This is a genomic window from Sphingomonas sp. ERG5 (assembly GCF_000803065.1).
In the GTDB taxonomy this organism is placed as follows: Bacteria; Pseudomonadota; Alphaproteobacteria; order Sphingomonadales; family Sphingomonadaceae; genus Sphingomonas.
The window spans coordinates 14,072-27,675 of sequence record NZ_JSXI01000080.1; the positions used below are offsets into that span (position 1 = coordinate 14,072).

Consider the following 13,604-nt stretch of genomic DNA (forward strand, 5'->3'; position numbering starts at 1 on the left):
TCTCGACGCGGCGCTGCCATTGGTCGCCATAGTCTGTTAGATGGGCTCGGGGGAGAGGCATATGGTGCAGCAAGCGGCGGAATTCGGGGTTGATGTCTGCCTTGTCCTGCCAGCCTTTAGTTCGGCGCATTTTCCGCATCTCGGCACCGCGGTGTTGAAAAGCGCGTGCCAGGCGCGCGGACTGAGCACGCGCGTCCTGTACGGCAATCTGTTGCTGGCGGCTGCCTGCGGCCTGGAGCGGTACGATGCGGTGTGCGACGCCTCGATGCGCGCCATGCTCGGCGAGCGTCTTTATCGCCCACATGCCTATCCGCCGGAGACCGTTGCCCGCTTGCCCGCTCTGGGCCCGCTGAGCGCCGAGCTTCAGACGGCTCATGACGAGATTTACGAGTCGGTCGCGCCGGCACTCGACACGCTGGTCGATCAGATACTCGCGTTGAAGCCCCGGATCCTCGGGGTGTCATCGACCTTCGAGCAGAACCTTGCATGCGGTGCCGTGGCGCGACGGGTCAAGCAGATCGCGCCCGATACCTGCGTCGTGATGGGCGGCGCCAATGTCGCATGGCCGATTTGCAACGGCCTTGCCGAGGCGTTTCCGTGGGTCGATCATTTCTTTGCCGGCGAATCCGACATCGACTTTCCCGAATTCTGCGAGCGGCTGGTGCGGGAGGGCATCCGCCCCGCCGAGCGGATTGTCCGCAGCGAGCCGATCCGCGATATGCGCACCGCCTTTGCACCCGATTTCACCGATTTCTTCGCCGCGCTGCGCCCGCTTCAGGCCGTGGGCGCGTTGCCCGACTGGTTGCCGCGCTTTCTGACCATGGAGACATCGCGCGGCTGCTGGTGGGGGGCGAAGAATCATTGCACCTTTTGCGGGCTGAACGGTGAAGGCATGGCGTTTCGCGACAAGCCCGCAGCGCTGGTGCTCGAGGAAATGGCTGCGCTTGGAGAGTGGCAGGTCGATCACATCCATTTGACCGACAATATCATGCCGCATCACTATCTGACCGATTTGATGCCCGCGCTGGCCGAGACCGCGCCGCGCCGCAAACTATTCTATGAAGTGAAAGCCAATCTCAGCGAGGCGCAGGTCGATGCGCTGGCGCGGGGCGGCGTGGTGGCGATCCAGCCGGGGATCGAATCACTTTCCTCGGATTTGCTGCGGTTGATGCGCAAGGGCGTGTCGGCGCACCAGAACATCGCGTTGCTGCGCAGCTGTGCCGGGGTCGGCATCGAGGTGCAATGGGGCATCATCTACGGCTTTCCGGGCGAGACCGCGGCCAATTACGAAGAGATGATCGCGGTCATGCCGCGCCTTGCGCATCTCGAGCCGCCCAACGCCGCGCACCAGATCCTGATTGACCGCTACAGCCCCTATTACAAGGACTCGATCGGGTTGGGGATTGGTGCGGTCTCGCCATTTTCCGGTTATCGCGCACTCTATCCAGCAGAGGTGGCCGCCGCGGATGTCGCCTATCATTTCGACGGCAGCTATTCGACCGAATTGCTCGACCAGCCTGAGTTGATCGAGCGGATGCAGGTGGCGATCGCGACATGGAAGCGTGTCTGGGGCGCTGCGCGGCGGCCAATGCTGCAACTGGTGACGGTTGGGACGTCGTCGGTCATACTCGATTCGCGGCCGATCGCGCGCCAGCCGATCACCCCACTTTCAGCGCAACATCATGACGCGCTGACCCAATTCGAACGGCCGCGTGCGCGTATCGGCCTCGACCCGGCGCTCGCCGCTTCTGCCGACTGGCTGGTCGAGCGTGATTTCGTGATTGAGCATGAGGGCAGGTTGATGAGCGTGGTGGTGCGCCCCCGTCCGCATGTTCTGGCCAATACTCCACCGTTGACGGGGAACGAGACGCGCACGCTGGAGACGGCGTCCTGAATCGGATCGCCTATCCCGTTATCGCGTCGCTTGATCATGCTGCCGCGCATGGCTACCCCGATCCCCGGGGGAACTGCAAATGACTATTGCCACATCTATCGAAGACACTGCGCTGATCAGCCGCAAGCCGACGTTGATCGCGGCGGATGTTGCCGACGAGGCGATCCTGCTCGATGTCGATAGCGGCTATTTCTTCCAGCTCAACAAGACCGCGGCACGGATCTGGAGCCTGGTGGAGGAGCCGCGTACCTTGTCCGATCTCTATGCGCAGCTGGAAAAGGTCTTCGCCGTGGATGCGGCAACTTGCCGGCGCGAGGCGGTGGAATTCGTCGTGCAGATGCGCGATCGCGGCCTGCTGGTCATTGGCGATTCCGTCTAATTCCCGCGCGTGCGATAAACCCAGCAATTCACGGCAAAGCGGGAATCGGCGAGATCGCCCGACGGGCAATCGACGCGCAGCACCTCGTGCGGCGCCCATGATGGAAAGACCACCAGGCTGTTCTGCGCCGGGGGGACATCGATACCGGTGTCGCCCGGACTGGCGCCGATCCGGTGCAGCCTGAGGCAGCCGCCGCTGAAACCCTGTGGCTCCCGATGAAAATAATAGACTGCACTCAGCATCCGGTCGCCACGCGCGGGTTGATCGCGAGTATAGGTGTCCGAATGGAGCTGGAAATGCGCGCCGTCATTATGTGCCGCCAGTTCGAGTTCCACTTCGCTGATCGCGAAGGGCGTGACACGCAATGCAGCGATCCAGCCCGGCACCGCCGCGCGGATATGGTCTTCCAGCAGGTCGCGATGCGGCCCCAGATCGCGCAGGGTGACTGCCCGCCGTACCGCTGGATCGACAATGTTTCCGGCGAGCGCGGCCGGACGGAAGCGCGGCAGATTTGCCATCGTCCAGTCGCGTAGCGCGGCATGGTCAGCGGGCGGCAGAAAATCCGCCTGCCGCAGATAGGGTGTCATCAGGCCGCCGCTCATCGAGCGGCGTCGGTCGGCCGTGTCGCGCGTTCGCGCAGATAGCGCAGGACGAACGCTTCGCTGCGCGCATCGGCCTGGCGTCGCATGCGGATCGCCGGTGGCTCGGCATTGCTGCCGAGTTCAGCGAACAAGCCGCCGACAATGTGCCGGTAATCGGTGATGAGTTGTTCATAGGCGACGTCATGCGGCGCGGTGCCGATTGCGGCGAAGAGATTGCGCCAGTGGCCGTGGCAGAAATCGGCATAGCCGATCAACCGGTCGAGCCGTTCGACATCGAATTCGGGGTCGAGACCGGGCTCGGTGCGCGGGACGATCCCGTCTTTCCCGGAGCCGCTCTCGGGAATTTCGCGCCATTTGCCGGTTTCGCTGGCGAACAGCGCCGAAATCGCCTGACGCAGCCGGTCGCGGCGGTGGAGATGGACGAATGTCGGCGCTGGAAAGATCGTGGCGAGCAGCGCGGCAAGGTCACGATAGACCGCGGGCGATAGCGCTTCAGGCAAAGCGCCATCGAGAACAGCAAAGCGGGCGGGGTCGACTTCCTGCGCCAGTTCCTGAACATCGCGCCAGAATAGTTTGACCGCCAACAGGCCGTCCGGGCCGGTGCGATTACCATGAACCGCCCGGATATAATCGTCGATACCGGGCGCTGCCCAGCGTGCTGCCAGACCAGGTCGAAATCCGGCATGAAAATATTCGAGCGGACAACCCAACCCGCCGGCGAAATACAGCGCTTCGCCGAGCAAGGTGCTGCCCGATCTCGGATGTGTGCAGATCAGGATCGTGTTGTGTGGGCGGCCGCGCCAGGGCGGATAGTCATGGTCCGCGGTCGCGAGATCGTAAGGAGGCCGCGAGGTCGTCGAATCAGATGAGGCCGTCGAATCGGATGGGGATGTCACGTGTCGCCAAAGCTTATCGGCACTGGTGCCGTCGGCCCGTTCGCGGCGCTCGCACCGTTCAGGGCAGGCCCCGGCCCATCCAGAAAATGGGCCGGATACCACATCGTTAAGCGATCAGGTCAGGTTGCTGATGCCGTCGTTCGGGCGATAGGAAATACCTTCCGCCGCCTTGACCGGTTCGAACGACACGATCTCAGGCTTGACCCAAGTTTCGCGAGTGGTGGAATCCGCAGTGTTTTCACCGGCATTCACGTGCTTATTCGTATCCATCGACCGTTCCCCTGCAATCGTCGAACCTAGTTTAGCCCGAACGTCACACGAGCGCAACGATTAGTCACGCCAGACCCGGACGCGATCCTTCTCATGGCGGGCCGCAATATTGATGATCTGTCCTGCAATAGTGTCGACAGGGTGCTCGAACGGCCAGAAGATCGCACCCCAGCAGGATGGCGTGCCGGTTGCCGGGCGATTTTCGTATCGGCCCTGATCGTCCATCTCGAGCGCGATCCATTGGACGATGCCGTTGACCGTGCCACCGGTCGAACCAAGGGCCACCGTGCTACGCCGATCGGGCCATGGGCCACCCGTGGTGAAATCGAAGTCGAACAGGTCGGTCGGCGCGCTGCGCAATGCCAGGTGCTCGCTGGCGACGGGAACTTCGCGGTACGGGCGGGCGAGGCGATTGAACGCCGTCAGGTCGAACCCGCTCGCCGTATCGACCTGGCTCCTGCGTGATCCGCTGTCCTCGGCCAGCGCGACGCGAATCTGGCCGCGCGCCGGAATGATGGTGGCGCCGGGCTTGAGCAGCCGGGGTATGACATCCTCATGCGCCGGCAGCACGCCTTCGCTGAGCATGTCATTGCTGACGATCTCCGACACCAATATGTCGGCCGGTCCGTCGAGATCGGCGAGAACGAGGGCAGTCGAATGCTTGTTGACGACCCGGATGCGATCGGAAAGTCCGTTGACGGCGATGACGTCGCGCGCCGCTGCCGCCACCGCCATATCGACTTCGCAGGTCACGACATGCGCGCCGGCGCGCGCCGCCATCATTGCCAGCAATCCGGTGCCGGTGCCGATTTCCAGCACCTTGCACCCCGGCACGATCGCGCGGCGCAGCGCCGCTTCATAGGCGTCGTTGCGCAGGCGGTCGCGTACGATAAAGAAATGCCAGCGCGGCACGCCGTCACTGAGCAGGTCAGCGGCAAGTGCACGCACTTCACCATCGCCGGGTGCGAGCGCAAGCGCCTGGGTCGCAAGGTCGATCGCGCGCGCCGTTTCGTCAACGCCGCGAAATTGCCGCGCGAGCGCGATCATGGCGTGTGGCTTCCCCTCGACCAGAGGTAAGAGGGTGAAAAGATCCTGGGCTCGGTTCCGCATGGACATATGCGTTACGCAAGCTTTCGCCGCGCGACAATAACCGCGTGTCGCGCAGAGCTATGACGCACGGCGATCGGCCGCCGTCGCGACCTTAGTGAGGTGGCGCGATGAGGCCGCTGATTACCTCCGAAACTGTCGACAATGCTGCGTAGGATGCCGGATAGGTCAGCCGCCAGACCGGCGTCGAGCGCATGATCGGCACGAGCGTTTCGAGCGCGGTGACGCGTTCCGTGGCGCTCGATCCATGGGGATTGAAGCGGATGATCTGCGGCACGATTTCGGCCACGCCTTGCGCGAGGGAGAGCTGTTCGAGACGCGGTGATGTGCAGTCCGCCGCGCGATCGAGAAAGACAAAGGCCCGCAACGGCGTCGGGTGGCTGTCGCCCCGATACGGATCATAGCGCAATTTGCCGTCATAGCCCGGCATTTCGGCGCAATGTTCAGGTGCAAGGCCGAGGCCATCGCGTGACGGCGGCCATAGGCACACGCCGGTCGCCGCCGGTGCGAGCATCGGCAGGCTGTCGCCGCGCAGGATCGAGATATCGTCGCTGAGTATCTCCCAGCCGAGAAAATGCGCCAGCGCCGCAGTCAGGGTCGATTTGCCCGCGCCCGACCGGCCGAGCAGCATCAGCCCGCCGCCCTGCCCACCGTCCTGCCCGGCAAGCGCGGCCGAATGGATCGCGTTTGCGCCGAACAGGATCGTCACGCGCGGCAAGATGCGGCGGACCAGTACGTCGGTCAGCGCCTGGCCCGGCGGCAGGTGATCGCAAAAAACCTGAATGCTGGTGCCGTCGCGAGCGATCAGGAAACTGCCGTCGAATGCCGACCGCATCAGCCATTGCCCGCGATACTCGCCGAGCGTGAGGCCATAACGTCCCGGCCAGGCAAAATGCTCGCGATCGGGCTCAGGCGCCGCGCCGATCCCGCTGGTGACCATGATATCCGGGCGCGCATCGCCGACCGGACGCCCTTTGCGCAAGCCGTCAAAGGGTAATGAGGACCCGATGGAGAGGCCGCCAAAAAGATAATCGAACGTCACGCGGGCGCCATAGCGGACGCGTGGGAGGACGTCACCTACAAGCTCTCCCGCTGTCTCGCCCAGGTTGTGCCCAGGTTGTGCCCAGGTTGTGCATCGCCCCTCGACGGGCATAAGGAGCCCTGGGCTTTGGGGTGAGCGAACGGGTGGCGCAAATAGTGGAGATCGACCAGCCGCAAGGGGCGGCCCGCATCGACAGTCTGAACGCGCGCGCATTCTCGCCGGAACTGCGGTTCATCCTGCTTGCTGTCCGGGTATGGGGCGGCGCGGAGGATCCAGAGCTGCTCCGAGCGGCGGCAGGCGCCGGTCTTGACTGGGAGGTCGTGGTACAGGGACTGACCCGGCACGGCTTGTTATGGCTTACGGCGCCCTTGCTCGCCGCTGAGGACATTGTTCCGGCACCCGCGGCGGCGGCGCTGCGCCAGATGAACGCCGCCAACGCCGTCGCCACGCTGCAGCGGATCGACGAGGCGGTGCGCGTGGCGCGTGCGTTCGAACAGGCCGGCATCCGCTTCGTGATGATCAAGGGCGTGCCCCTGTCGGTGCAACTCTATCGCGATCCGGCGCGTCGCGCCGGTCGCGACCTGGATTTCGTGATCGAACGCGGCAAGGCGGGCCAGGTCGACGCGATCCTGACCGGGCTCGGCTATTTCCGCCCCGACAATGGCGTGCCGGACGCCGCGGGAACGGCTCCGATCGTCAAGGAAATCGGCTATTTGCACAGCCGGAGCCGGATCCTGGTCGAAGTCCATGACCGGCTGACCGATAATGCCGAATTGCTGTCATGGGACTGCGAGACGCTATGGGCGGATCGGGAAACCGTTCCCGTGGGACCCTATGCGATGCCGACCATGGCGCGGCACCGCCTGCCGGTTTATCTGTGCGTCCACGGTGCAAAACATGGCTGGGCGCGGCTGATGTGGCTCCACGATCTTGCCGTCCTGATCGATACGCCGGAGGCGGCCGAGCGCGCGCTGACCGCTGCCGCGGCGCTCGGGCTGGATGGCGCGATGCTGCATGGCTTTGCGCGGCTGCATGCCTGGTTCGGGCATTCGATCCCGCCGGCCATTCTCGCGCGTGCCCATGCCAGCCGGCAGGTGCGGTTGCTCGACCGCCTCGCAGCTCGCTTTCACCGCGACGCCGGCTGGCACGAGCAGCCCGGACGGCATTCCTGGCGGCGTTTCTGGCAAGGGTCGGTGCTGTCGCGCAGCATCGGTTATGCAATCAAGCCCGACCGCCGCTATTGGCGACGACAACTCGCGCTCGAACTCTTCTCGCCGGCGGACCGGCAACTGATCACGCTGCCGGCGGGGCTGGCCTGGCTCTATCCCGTGTTGCGACCGGTCGGCTGGCTGGCGCGGCGGTGGAAATTGCGCCGGGACTGAGGTTCCGCCACGTCACTTGGCGGGAATGATGTTGGCACGTCAGACGACGACCTTGGTCGCGACCCGGCCCTCTGCGCCGAAGATGCGCAGATAGCGCGCGATTTCGGCGGGATCGCCGGTCGCCTTGGCGGGATTGTCGGACAGTTTCACCGCGGGACGGCCATTGGCGCGGATCACCTTGGCGACCAGCGAGATCGGCTCCAGCCCATGCGCCCCGTCGGGATCGCAGTCGCGGAAGTCATTGGTCAGGTTGGTGCCCCAGCCAAAGCTCATCCGTACCCGGCCATGGAAGTGGCGATAGGTCGCCTCGATCGAGTCGGTGTCCATGCCGTCGGAGAAGATCAGTAATTTGTCGCGCGGGTCGCGGCCATGCGCTTGCCACCAGGCGATGATCTGCTCTCCGCCTTCGATCGGCGGTACGCTGTCGGGGCGGAAGCCGGTCCAGTCGGCGAGCCAGTCGGGCGCGTCGCGCAGAAAGGCGGTGGTGCCGAACGCGTCGGGCAGGGCGATGAGCAGATTGCCGTCATAATGGGCGCGCCACTCCTCCAGTACGCGATAGGGCGCGGCGGCGATCCCGGCATCGTCATCGGCCAGCGCCGCCTGCACCATCGGCAGTTCATGCGCATTGGTCCCGATCGCCTCCAGGTCATTGTCCATTGCCAGCAGCACGTTCGACGTGCCGATGAAACGATCGCCCAGTCCTTCCTTCAGCGCTTCGACGCACCAGCGCTGCCACAAAAAGCCGTGCCGCCGCCGTGTGCCGAAATCGGAAATGACCAGGTCGGGCAATTGCCGCAGCCGCTCGACCTTGCCCCAGAGCCGCGCCTTGCCCCGCGCATAGAGGATGTCGAGCGCGAAGCGGCCCTTGCCCTTGAGCACCGCGCGCGAGCGCAATTCGTTGACGATCGCCAGCGCCGGGACTTCCCACATGCTGGTGTGAGTCCAGGGGCCGTCAAAGCTCAGTTCGAACTGACCGTCGACGGCGCGCAGTTCATAATCGGGCAACCGGAAATCAGCGAGCCAGGCGATGAAATCGGGCGTGAACATCCGCTCGCGGCCATAAAAGCTGTTGCCGGCGAGCCAGATCAGCTCCTTCTTGCCGAAGCGCAAGGTGCGGGCATGGTCGAGCTGATCGCGCAACTCCTGTTCGTCGATCACCTCGGCAAGGCGGACCGTCGTGCTGCGGTTGATCAGCGCGAACGTCGCCTGCACCTCGGGATGGAGGTGGCGGATCATCTGCAGCATCAGCAGCTTGTAGAAGTCGGTATCGAGTAAAGAGCGGACGATCGGGTCGAGCCGCCAGCCATGGTCATAGGTGCGGGTTGCGATGTCGGTGACGGCCATGGACTCTGTTCCAGCTCAACCGGTGACCAGATGCAAGACATGCGTATCGGCGTGCGGGCGCGTTAGCGTTCGGCGGCGGACACCGCCCCGGTTACGCGCCCGCCGCCATCGCGGGTCATGAGCGGTTGTACAGCGACCGCGTTCCACGGCATGATATGTCATGCAAAGCGTGCGACCATGGATGGGGGCTTCGGCCCTGCTGGCGGTGATCTCGCTGAGTTTGGCGTGGCGCGTTGCCCAGGTTCCGAGCGAACTTTCGACTTATGTCCTTGGGCGATCCTTCGTGCTTGCCGAGCAAGCACGCAACGCGCCCGCCGGCATGACGCTGATCGTCGGCGACAGCATCGTGGAGCGTGCGTTCCACCGTGAAGCCTGTGGTGCGACTGTGTTCAACGCGGGCATCTCCGGCGCCCGATTGAGCGATCTCGCGCCGGTTGCGGCCACGCTGTCATCGATCCTGACGCCGTCGCGGATCATCCTGGCGATCGGCACGAACGATGCGGCGGCGGGCCGCGTGGTGCCGACCTCCAGATGGATCGAGGATTATGAAAAACTGCTCGCCAAATTGCCTGCGGACCGCCTGATGCTCGTTGCGATCCCGCAGGTGGAGGCCGGCAAATCCTCCTCGGGGATCATCGATGTCGAGGATCTGGCAGCGAAGAACCGCGCCTTGCGCCTGCTCGCGACGCGCCACGGCGCGATCTTCGTCCCGTCGCCCTTGGTCGCCACCAGCGACGGCGTGCATCCGAACGCGGCCGGCGCGCGCGCCTGGCTCGAGGCAATACAGCGGCACTGTCCGTCGCCCGGCTCGCGGAATGGAGGGCTGGACCGATAAGGGTCTGTTTGAATGTGCCGCGAGCGCATTTCAAACGAACGCCAGGCCGATGGCGGCGGCCATAATCGATCCTTAATGCTGCTTCGCTATCCGGCGGACATGCTTGTCGCTGCAGCATCGGCCGATCGACCCGGCAAGCACGTCTATGCCACGCTCGATGGCATTCGCGGGATCGCTGCGGCATTGATCGCGATCCGCCATGCCGGGCCACTTTTTCCCGGCTGGGATTTTTCGAACAGCCCGCTTGCGGTCGACCTGTTCTTCGTGATCAGCGGTTTTGTCATTGCCAGCGCCTATGACCGGCGGCTGGCGGATGGGTTGAGCCCTGCCGGTTTCATGAAAGCCAGGCTGATCCGGCTGTATCCGCTGTATCTTGCCGGGCTGTTGCTCGGCCTTGGTGCGGGAACATTATGCTGGCTGAGCGGCACCGACCCGCGGCTGAGCGCGACCGCGCTGGTCTTGCCGCTGCTGTTCGGCCTGGTGATGCTGCCGTCACCCTTCACCTGGAATGATGAAACCTTCCCGCTCAACACGCCGTCCTGGTCGCTGTTTTTCGAACTGGCGATCAATGTCGTCTATGCCGTGCTGCATCGGTCGGTCACGACGCGTCGCCTGGTCGCGGTGGTGTGTGTCGCCGGATCGATCCTGGCGGCGATGACACTGAGCGGCAAGGCGCTCGACGAGGGGCATTCCTGGGCGTTTTTCGGTACCGGCTTCGTGCGGGTGACCTATTCGTTCGCGATGGGTTTGTTGCTGTTCCGCCTGCGTGGCCGCATCAGCGTGTCGTCGCCCGGGTCAGTGGCGGTTCTTGCGCTGGCGGCCCTTACCCTGATGATGCCACCGCTCGGCGCCTGGTATCCCTTTGTCTGCATTACAGTCTGGCTGCCCGCGCTGGTCTGTCTGGCCATTGCGGGCGAACCCGGCCCGGCAATGCGGCGCGCGTGCCATCTGCTCGGTGCGGCGTCCTATCCGCTTTACGTGCTGCACAGCCCCGCCGCCGTGATGACTGAAGCGATGCTCGCCCGGATCGGAATCACGCATCCCGGCGCGCTGACCGGGCTGGCGTTCCTGATCGCGATGATGGCGATCGCGCTGTTGGCGGACCGCTATTTCACATCATGGTTCGGTGGCCGGAAACCCGCACCGGGCGATCCCGTCGGGGAAGAGGTTCCCCGCATGGATCGCGAAGAACCTTTGCGGGAAAGTCGATCCGAGCCCCATCCCACGGGCGACATGATCGCGTGCGAGCCGGACGGCCGCGTTGCTGGGTTCAGTTTGAGATCGTCCTGACGAACGCGCTCGATACCCAGCCGCTTTTGCACGGACCGGCATAGCCACGCGGCGATTCGACGGGCGCGAGGACGCCGCAATCGGTATCGGGCGCATCGGCGGGCGGCACGACCACGCCTTGCCAGCGCTGATCGATCGTGCGGGTGCAAATATAGACGCGGGCGCCATTGGCGAGCCGCACGACCTCATCGGCTTCGACGAAGGGCGCCGCCCGGACCGGCAGCGACGTTTCGCCCGATGGCGACAGATTGACCACCTGGCCGGCGGTTGCGCAGGCATTGAAGGTGGGGCCGCCTTCACCGACGCGGACCGGACGCATGCCGGGCGTCATCGCGGTGCCGTTGTCGGTTCCGAACAGTCCGGTGTCATTGCCGACGCCCCGGCTTTGCGAACAGGCGATCAGCGGCAGGCACAGGGCCAGGACGAGCAATTTCATGGCCGCATAATAGTCGGCATGGACAGGGTTGGCGAGAGGGCGAGGGATGGGCTTCATTCCCGGCCCGGCGCACGCTAGCAAGGTCGGCATTCACTCTTGCAAAGGGTCTTCCATGCGTATCGCCACCGTTTCGCTGATCGCGCTCGCCGCTGTTCTTGCCTCCTGCACCGCCGCCAAGAATGGCGCCGAGAAAGTGGCCGATGGCGCCCCCGGCGTGTCGCAGGTCCTGCTGACGCCCGATGCAAAGGACATTCACAGCTATGCCAACCCGGCCGAAGCGCGCGTCACGCACGTCGCGATCGACTTGGTCACTGACTTTGCCGCACATACCCTGACGGGGAGCGCGACGCTGGACGTCGCGGCGGCGGCGAATGCGAAGCAGATCGTGCTCGATACGCGCGACCTGACCGTCACGGCGGTGACCGATGCCGCGGGCAAGCCCTTGCCCTTCACGCTGGGCGCGGCCGACCCGATCCATGGCGCGCCGCTGACCGTCACCTTGGGGCCCGTCGACAAAATGGGCGCGCGGAAAATCAAGGTCGCTTATTCGACTTCGCCCAAGGCGGACGCGCTGCAATGGCTGACTCCGGCGCAGACCGCGGGCAAGAAACTGCCCTATCTGTTCAGCCAGGGCGAAGCGATCCTCAACCGCAGCTGGATCCCGACGCAGGATTCGCCCGGTATCCGCCAGACCTGGGAAGCGAAGATCACCGTGCCCGAAGGGCTGACCGCGGTGATGAGCGGTGAATCGAAATCGGCGCTGGGCGAGACCGCGGCGAACAAGATGCGCACCTTCAGCTATGTCATGGACAAGCCGGTTGCGCCGTATCTGATCGCGCTTGCGGTCGGCGACCTGCGCTTCCAGGCGACCGGGCCGCGCACCGGCATCTGGACCGAGCCGTCGATGCTGGAGAAATCGGCCAAGGAATTCGGCGAGCTGGAGAAATTCGTCGATGCCGCCGAGAGCTTGTATGGGCCGTACCGCTGGGGCCGTTACGATTTGCTCGTGCTGCCGCCGAGCTTCCCGTTCGGGGGCATGGAGAATCCGCGCCTGACCTTCGCCACGCCAACCGCGATCGCGGGCGACCGCAGCCTGGTCAGCCTGATCGCGCATGAGCTGGCGCATAGCTGGTCGGGCAATCTCGTCACCAACGCGACCTGGAACGATTTCTGGCTGAACGAAGGCTTCACCAGCTATTTCGAGAACCGGATCATGGAGAAACTCTATGGTCCGAAGCGCGCGGCAATGGAGGCCGATCTGTCATGGAGCGACATGCAGGCCGCGATCAAGGAAGCGGGCGGGCCGATGTCGAAGGATACGCAGCTGCGCCTCGACCTTCCCGCCAATCGCTCGCCTGACGACGGCATGACGCAGATCGCCTATGACAAGGGCGCGACCTTCCTGCGCACGATCGAGGCGGCGGTGGGCCGCGAGAGATGGGACGCCTATCTGCGCGCCTATTTCGACCGCCATGCCTTTCAGCCGCAGACCACCGCCGGATTCCTGAAGGATCTGCGCGAGAATCTGATCAAGGGCGACAAGGGACTCGAAGCGAAGATCGGCATCGACCAATGGGCCTATCAGCCGGGCATCCCGGCCAATGCGGTGCATGTGACGTCCGATGCCTTCCCGGCGATCGATGCGGCGGCCAAGGCGTTCGCCGCCGGCGGCGCGGTCGCGGCAGTGCCGGGCAATGTCACGACGCAGGAGACGATGCGCTTCATCACGCAATTGCCGCGCAAGCTGCCGGCGGAGCGGATCAAGGCGCTCGACGATCGCTTCGCTTGGTCGGACACCGGTAATAGCGAGATCCGCTTCGTATGGCTGCAGCTCGTCCTGCCGAATCGCTATGCGCGCGGTGAAAAGTCGGCCGAGCAATTCCTGTTGGCGCAGGGGCGGCGCAAGTTCGTCGCGCCGTTGTTCACCACGCTGATGGAAGACGGCGCGCACGGTCAGGCGCTGGCAAAACGAATCTATGCCGAGGCGCGGGCGGGCTATCACCCGGTCACATCGGGCACGGTCGACAAGATTGTCGGCTGGAAAACGGTCCAATAACGCCGTTCATCTGGCAGTCATCGCGCGGTCAACTCGTTTCATCGGAAAAGGTTCCATTGGTCGCGGCCCGG

13 protein-coding genes are annotated in these 13,604 nt (G+C 64.6%); 6 read left to right on the forward strand and 7 right to left on the reverse strand.

Translation table 11 applies throughout. From position 1 onward, the window contains the following. Nucleotides 1-61: 61 nt before the first annotated feature. Together OO12_RS25435 and OO12_RS25440 are read left to right on the forward strand one after the other, a co-directional pair. Entirely contained in the window at nucleotides 62-1,894 is a 1,833-nt protein-coding gene (locus OO12_RS25435) for a RiPP maturation radical SAM C-methyltransferase (protein ID WP_034161503.1), read from the forward strand. 79 nt (nucleotides 1,895-1,973) lie between these two features. Beyond that, entirely contained in the window at nucleotides 1,974-2,273 is a 300-nt protein-coding gene (locus OO12_RS25440; RefSeq protein WP_034161504.1) for a PqqD family protein, read from the forward strand. Here OO12_RS25440 and OO12_RS25445 read toward each other — a convergent pair. The 5 genes from OO12_RS25445 to OO12_RS25460 all read right to left on the reverse strand — a co-directional run bounded on the left by OO12_RS25445 (nucleotide 2,270) and on the right by OO12_RS25460 (nucleotide 6,190). Continuing rightward, nucleotides 2,270-2,875, reverse strand: a complete 606-nt coding sequence (locus tag OO12_RS25445; RefSeq protein ID WP_034161505.1) for a 2OG-Fe(II) oxygenase — start codon at nucleotides 2,873-2,875, stop codon at nucleotides 2,270-2,272. The two genes, OO12_RS25440 and OO12_RS25445, sit on opposite strands and share 4 nt — an antisense overlap. Next, nucleotides 2,872-3,771 carry a Stf0 family sulfotransferase gene (locus OO12_RS25450; protein ID WP_034161506.1) on the reverse strand — a complete coding sequence of 300 codons (900 nt, stop codon included), beginning with the start codon at nucleotides 3,769-3,771 and terminating at the stop codon, nucleotides 2,872-2,874. The genes OO12_RS25445 and OO12_RS25450 overlap by 4 nt, the downstream gene beginning before the upstream one ends. 114 nt (nucleotides 3,772-3,885) lie before the next feature. Further along, nucleotides 3,886-4,041: a hypothetical protein gene (locus OO12_RS28815; RefSeq protein ID WP_160296915.1), complete on the reverse strand. Its 156-nt coding sequence runs from the start codon at nucleotides 4,039-4,041 to the stop codon at nucleotides 3,886-3,888. A 60-nt stretch (nucleotides 4,042-4,101) separates the two neighbouring features. After that, complete coding sequence (locus tag OO12_RS25455) at nucleotides 4,102-5,088, reverse strand: 50S ribosomal protein L11 methyltransferase (RefSeq protein ID WP_052216269.1); 987 nt, start codon at nucleotides 5,086-5,088, stop codon at nucleotides 4,102-4,104. A gap of 154 nt (nucleotides 5,089-5,242) precedes the next feature. Beyond that, on the reverse strand, nucleotides 5,243-6,190 hold the full coding sequence (locus OO12_RS25460) for a hypothetical protein (RefSeq protein ID WP_034161507.1): 948 nt from the start codon (nucleotides 6,188-6,190) through the stop codon (nucleotides 5,243-5,245). A gap of 131 nt (nucleotides 6,191-6,321) precedes the next feature. On the opposite strand from OO12_RS25460, the gene OO12_RS25465 reads away from it, so the two are divergent. Next, a complete protein-coding gene (locus tag OO12_RS25465) occupies nucleotides 6,322-7,572 on the forward strand; it encodes a nucleotidyltransferase family protein (protein ID WP_160296916.1) in 1,251 nt (416 codons plus the stop codon). A gap of 39 nt (nucleotides 7,573-7,611) precedes the next feature. Here the strand turns inward: OO12_RS25465 and pncB are convergent, their stop codons facing one another. Next, nucleotides 7,612-8,916, reverse strand: coding sequence for a nicotinate phosphoribosyltransferase (gene pncB, locus OO12_RS25470; protein WP_034161509.1), 1,305 nt, complete (start codon nucleotides 8,914-8,916; stop codon nucleotides 7,612-7,614). A gap of 181 nt (nucleotides 8,917-9,097) precedes the next feature. Here pncB and OO12_RS25475 point away from each other — a divergent pair, with 181 nt between their 5' ends. Together OO12_RS25475 and OO12_RS25480 are read left to right on the forward strand one after the other, a co-directional pair. After that, nucleotides 9,098-9,751, forward strand: a complete 654-nt coding sequence (locus OO12_RS25475) for an SGNH/GDSL hydrolase family protein (protein ID WP_034161510.1) — start codon at nucleotides 9,098-9,100, stop codon at nucleotides 9,749-9,751. 99 nt (nucleotides 9,752-9,850) lie between these two features. After that, a complete protein-coding gene (locus tag OO12_RS25480) occupies nucleotides 9,851-11,041 on the forward strand; it encodes an acyltransferase family protein (protein WP_160296917.1) in 1,191 nt (396 codons plus the stop codon). Here the strand turns inward: OO12_RS25480 and OO12_RS25485 are convergent. Beyond that, complete coding sequence (locus tag OO12_RS25485) at nucleotides 11,022-11,477, reverse strand: hypothetical protein (RefSeq protein WP_034161530.1); 456 nt, start codon at nucleotides 11,475-11,477, stop codon at nucleotides 11,022-11,024. The genes OO12_RS25480 and OO12_RS25485 overlap by 20 nt on opposite strands. A gap of 112 nt (nucleotides 11,478-11,589) precedes the next feature. Here OO12_RS25485 and OO12_RS25490 point away from each other — a divergent pair, with 112 nt between their 5' ends. Continuing rightward, entirely contained in the window at nucleotides 11,590-13,533 is a 1,944-nt protein-coding gene (locus tag OO12_RS25490) for a M1 family metallopeptidase (protein WP_034161511.1), read from the forward strand. The last annotated feature ends 71 nt before the right edge of the window (nucleotides 13,534-13,604 follow it).

Coding starts and splice junctions, on each gene's coding strand:
- OO12_RS25435 (WP_034161503.1), top strand. CDS start 62: ATGGTGCAGCAAGCGGCGGAATTCGGGGTTGATGTCTGCCTTGTCCTG.
- OO12_RS25440 (WP_034161504.1), top strand. CDS start 1,974: ATGACTATTGCCACATCTATCGAAGACACTGCGCTGATCAGCCGCAAG.
- OO12_RS25445 (WP_034161505.1), bottom strand. CDS start 2,875: ATGAGCGGCGGCCTGATGACACCCTATCTGCGGCAGGCGGATTTTCTG.
- OO12_RS28815 (WP_160296915.1), bottom strand. CDS start 4,041: ATGGATACGAATAAGCACGTGAATGCCGGTGAAAACACTGCGGATTCC.
- OO12_RS25455 (WP_052216269.1), bottom strand. CDS start 5,088: ATGATCGCGCTCGCGCGGCAATTTCGCGGCGTTGACGAAACGGCGCGC.
- pncB (WP_034161509.1), bottom strand. CDS start 8,916: ATGGCCGTCACCGACATCGCAACCCGCACCTATGACCATGGCTGGCGG.
- OO12_RS25475 (WP_034161510.1), top strand. CDS start 9,098: ATGGGGGCTTCGGCCCTGCTGGCGGTGATCTCGCTGAGTTTGGCGTGG.
- OO12_RS25480 (WP_160296917.1), top strand. CDS start 9,851: ATGCTTGTCGCTGCAGCATCGGCCGATCGACCCGGCAAGCACGTCTAT.
- OO12_RS25485 (WP_034161530.1), bottom strand. CDS start 11,477: ATGAAATTGCTCGTCCTGGCCCTGTGCCTGCCGCTGATCGCCTGTTCG.
- OO12_RS25490 (WP_034161511.1), top strand. CDS start 11,590: ATGCGTATCGCCACCGTTTCGCTGATCGCGCTCGCCGCTGTTCTTGCC.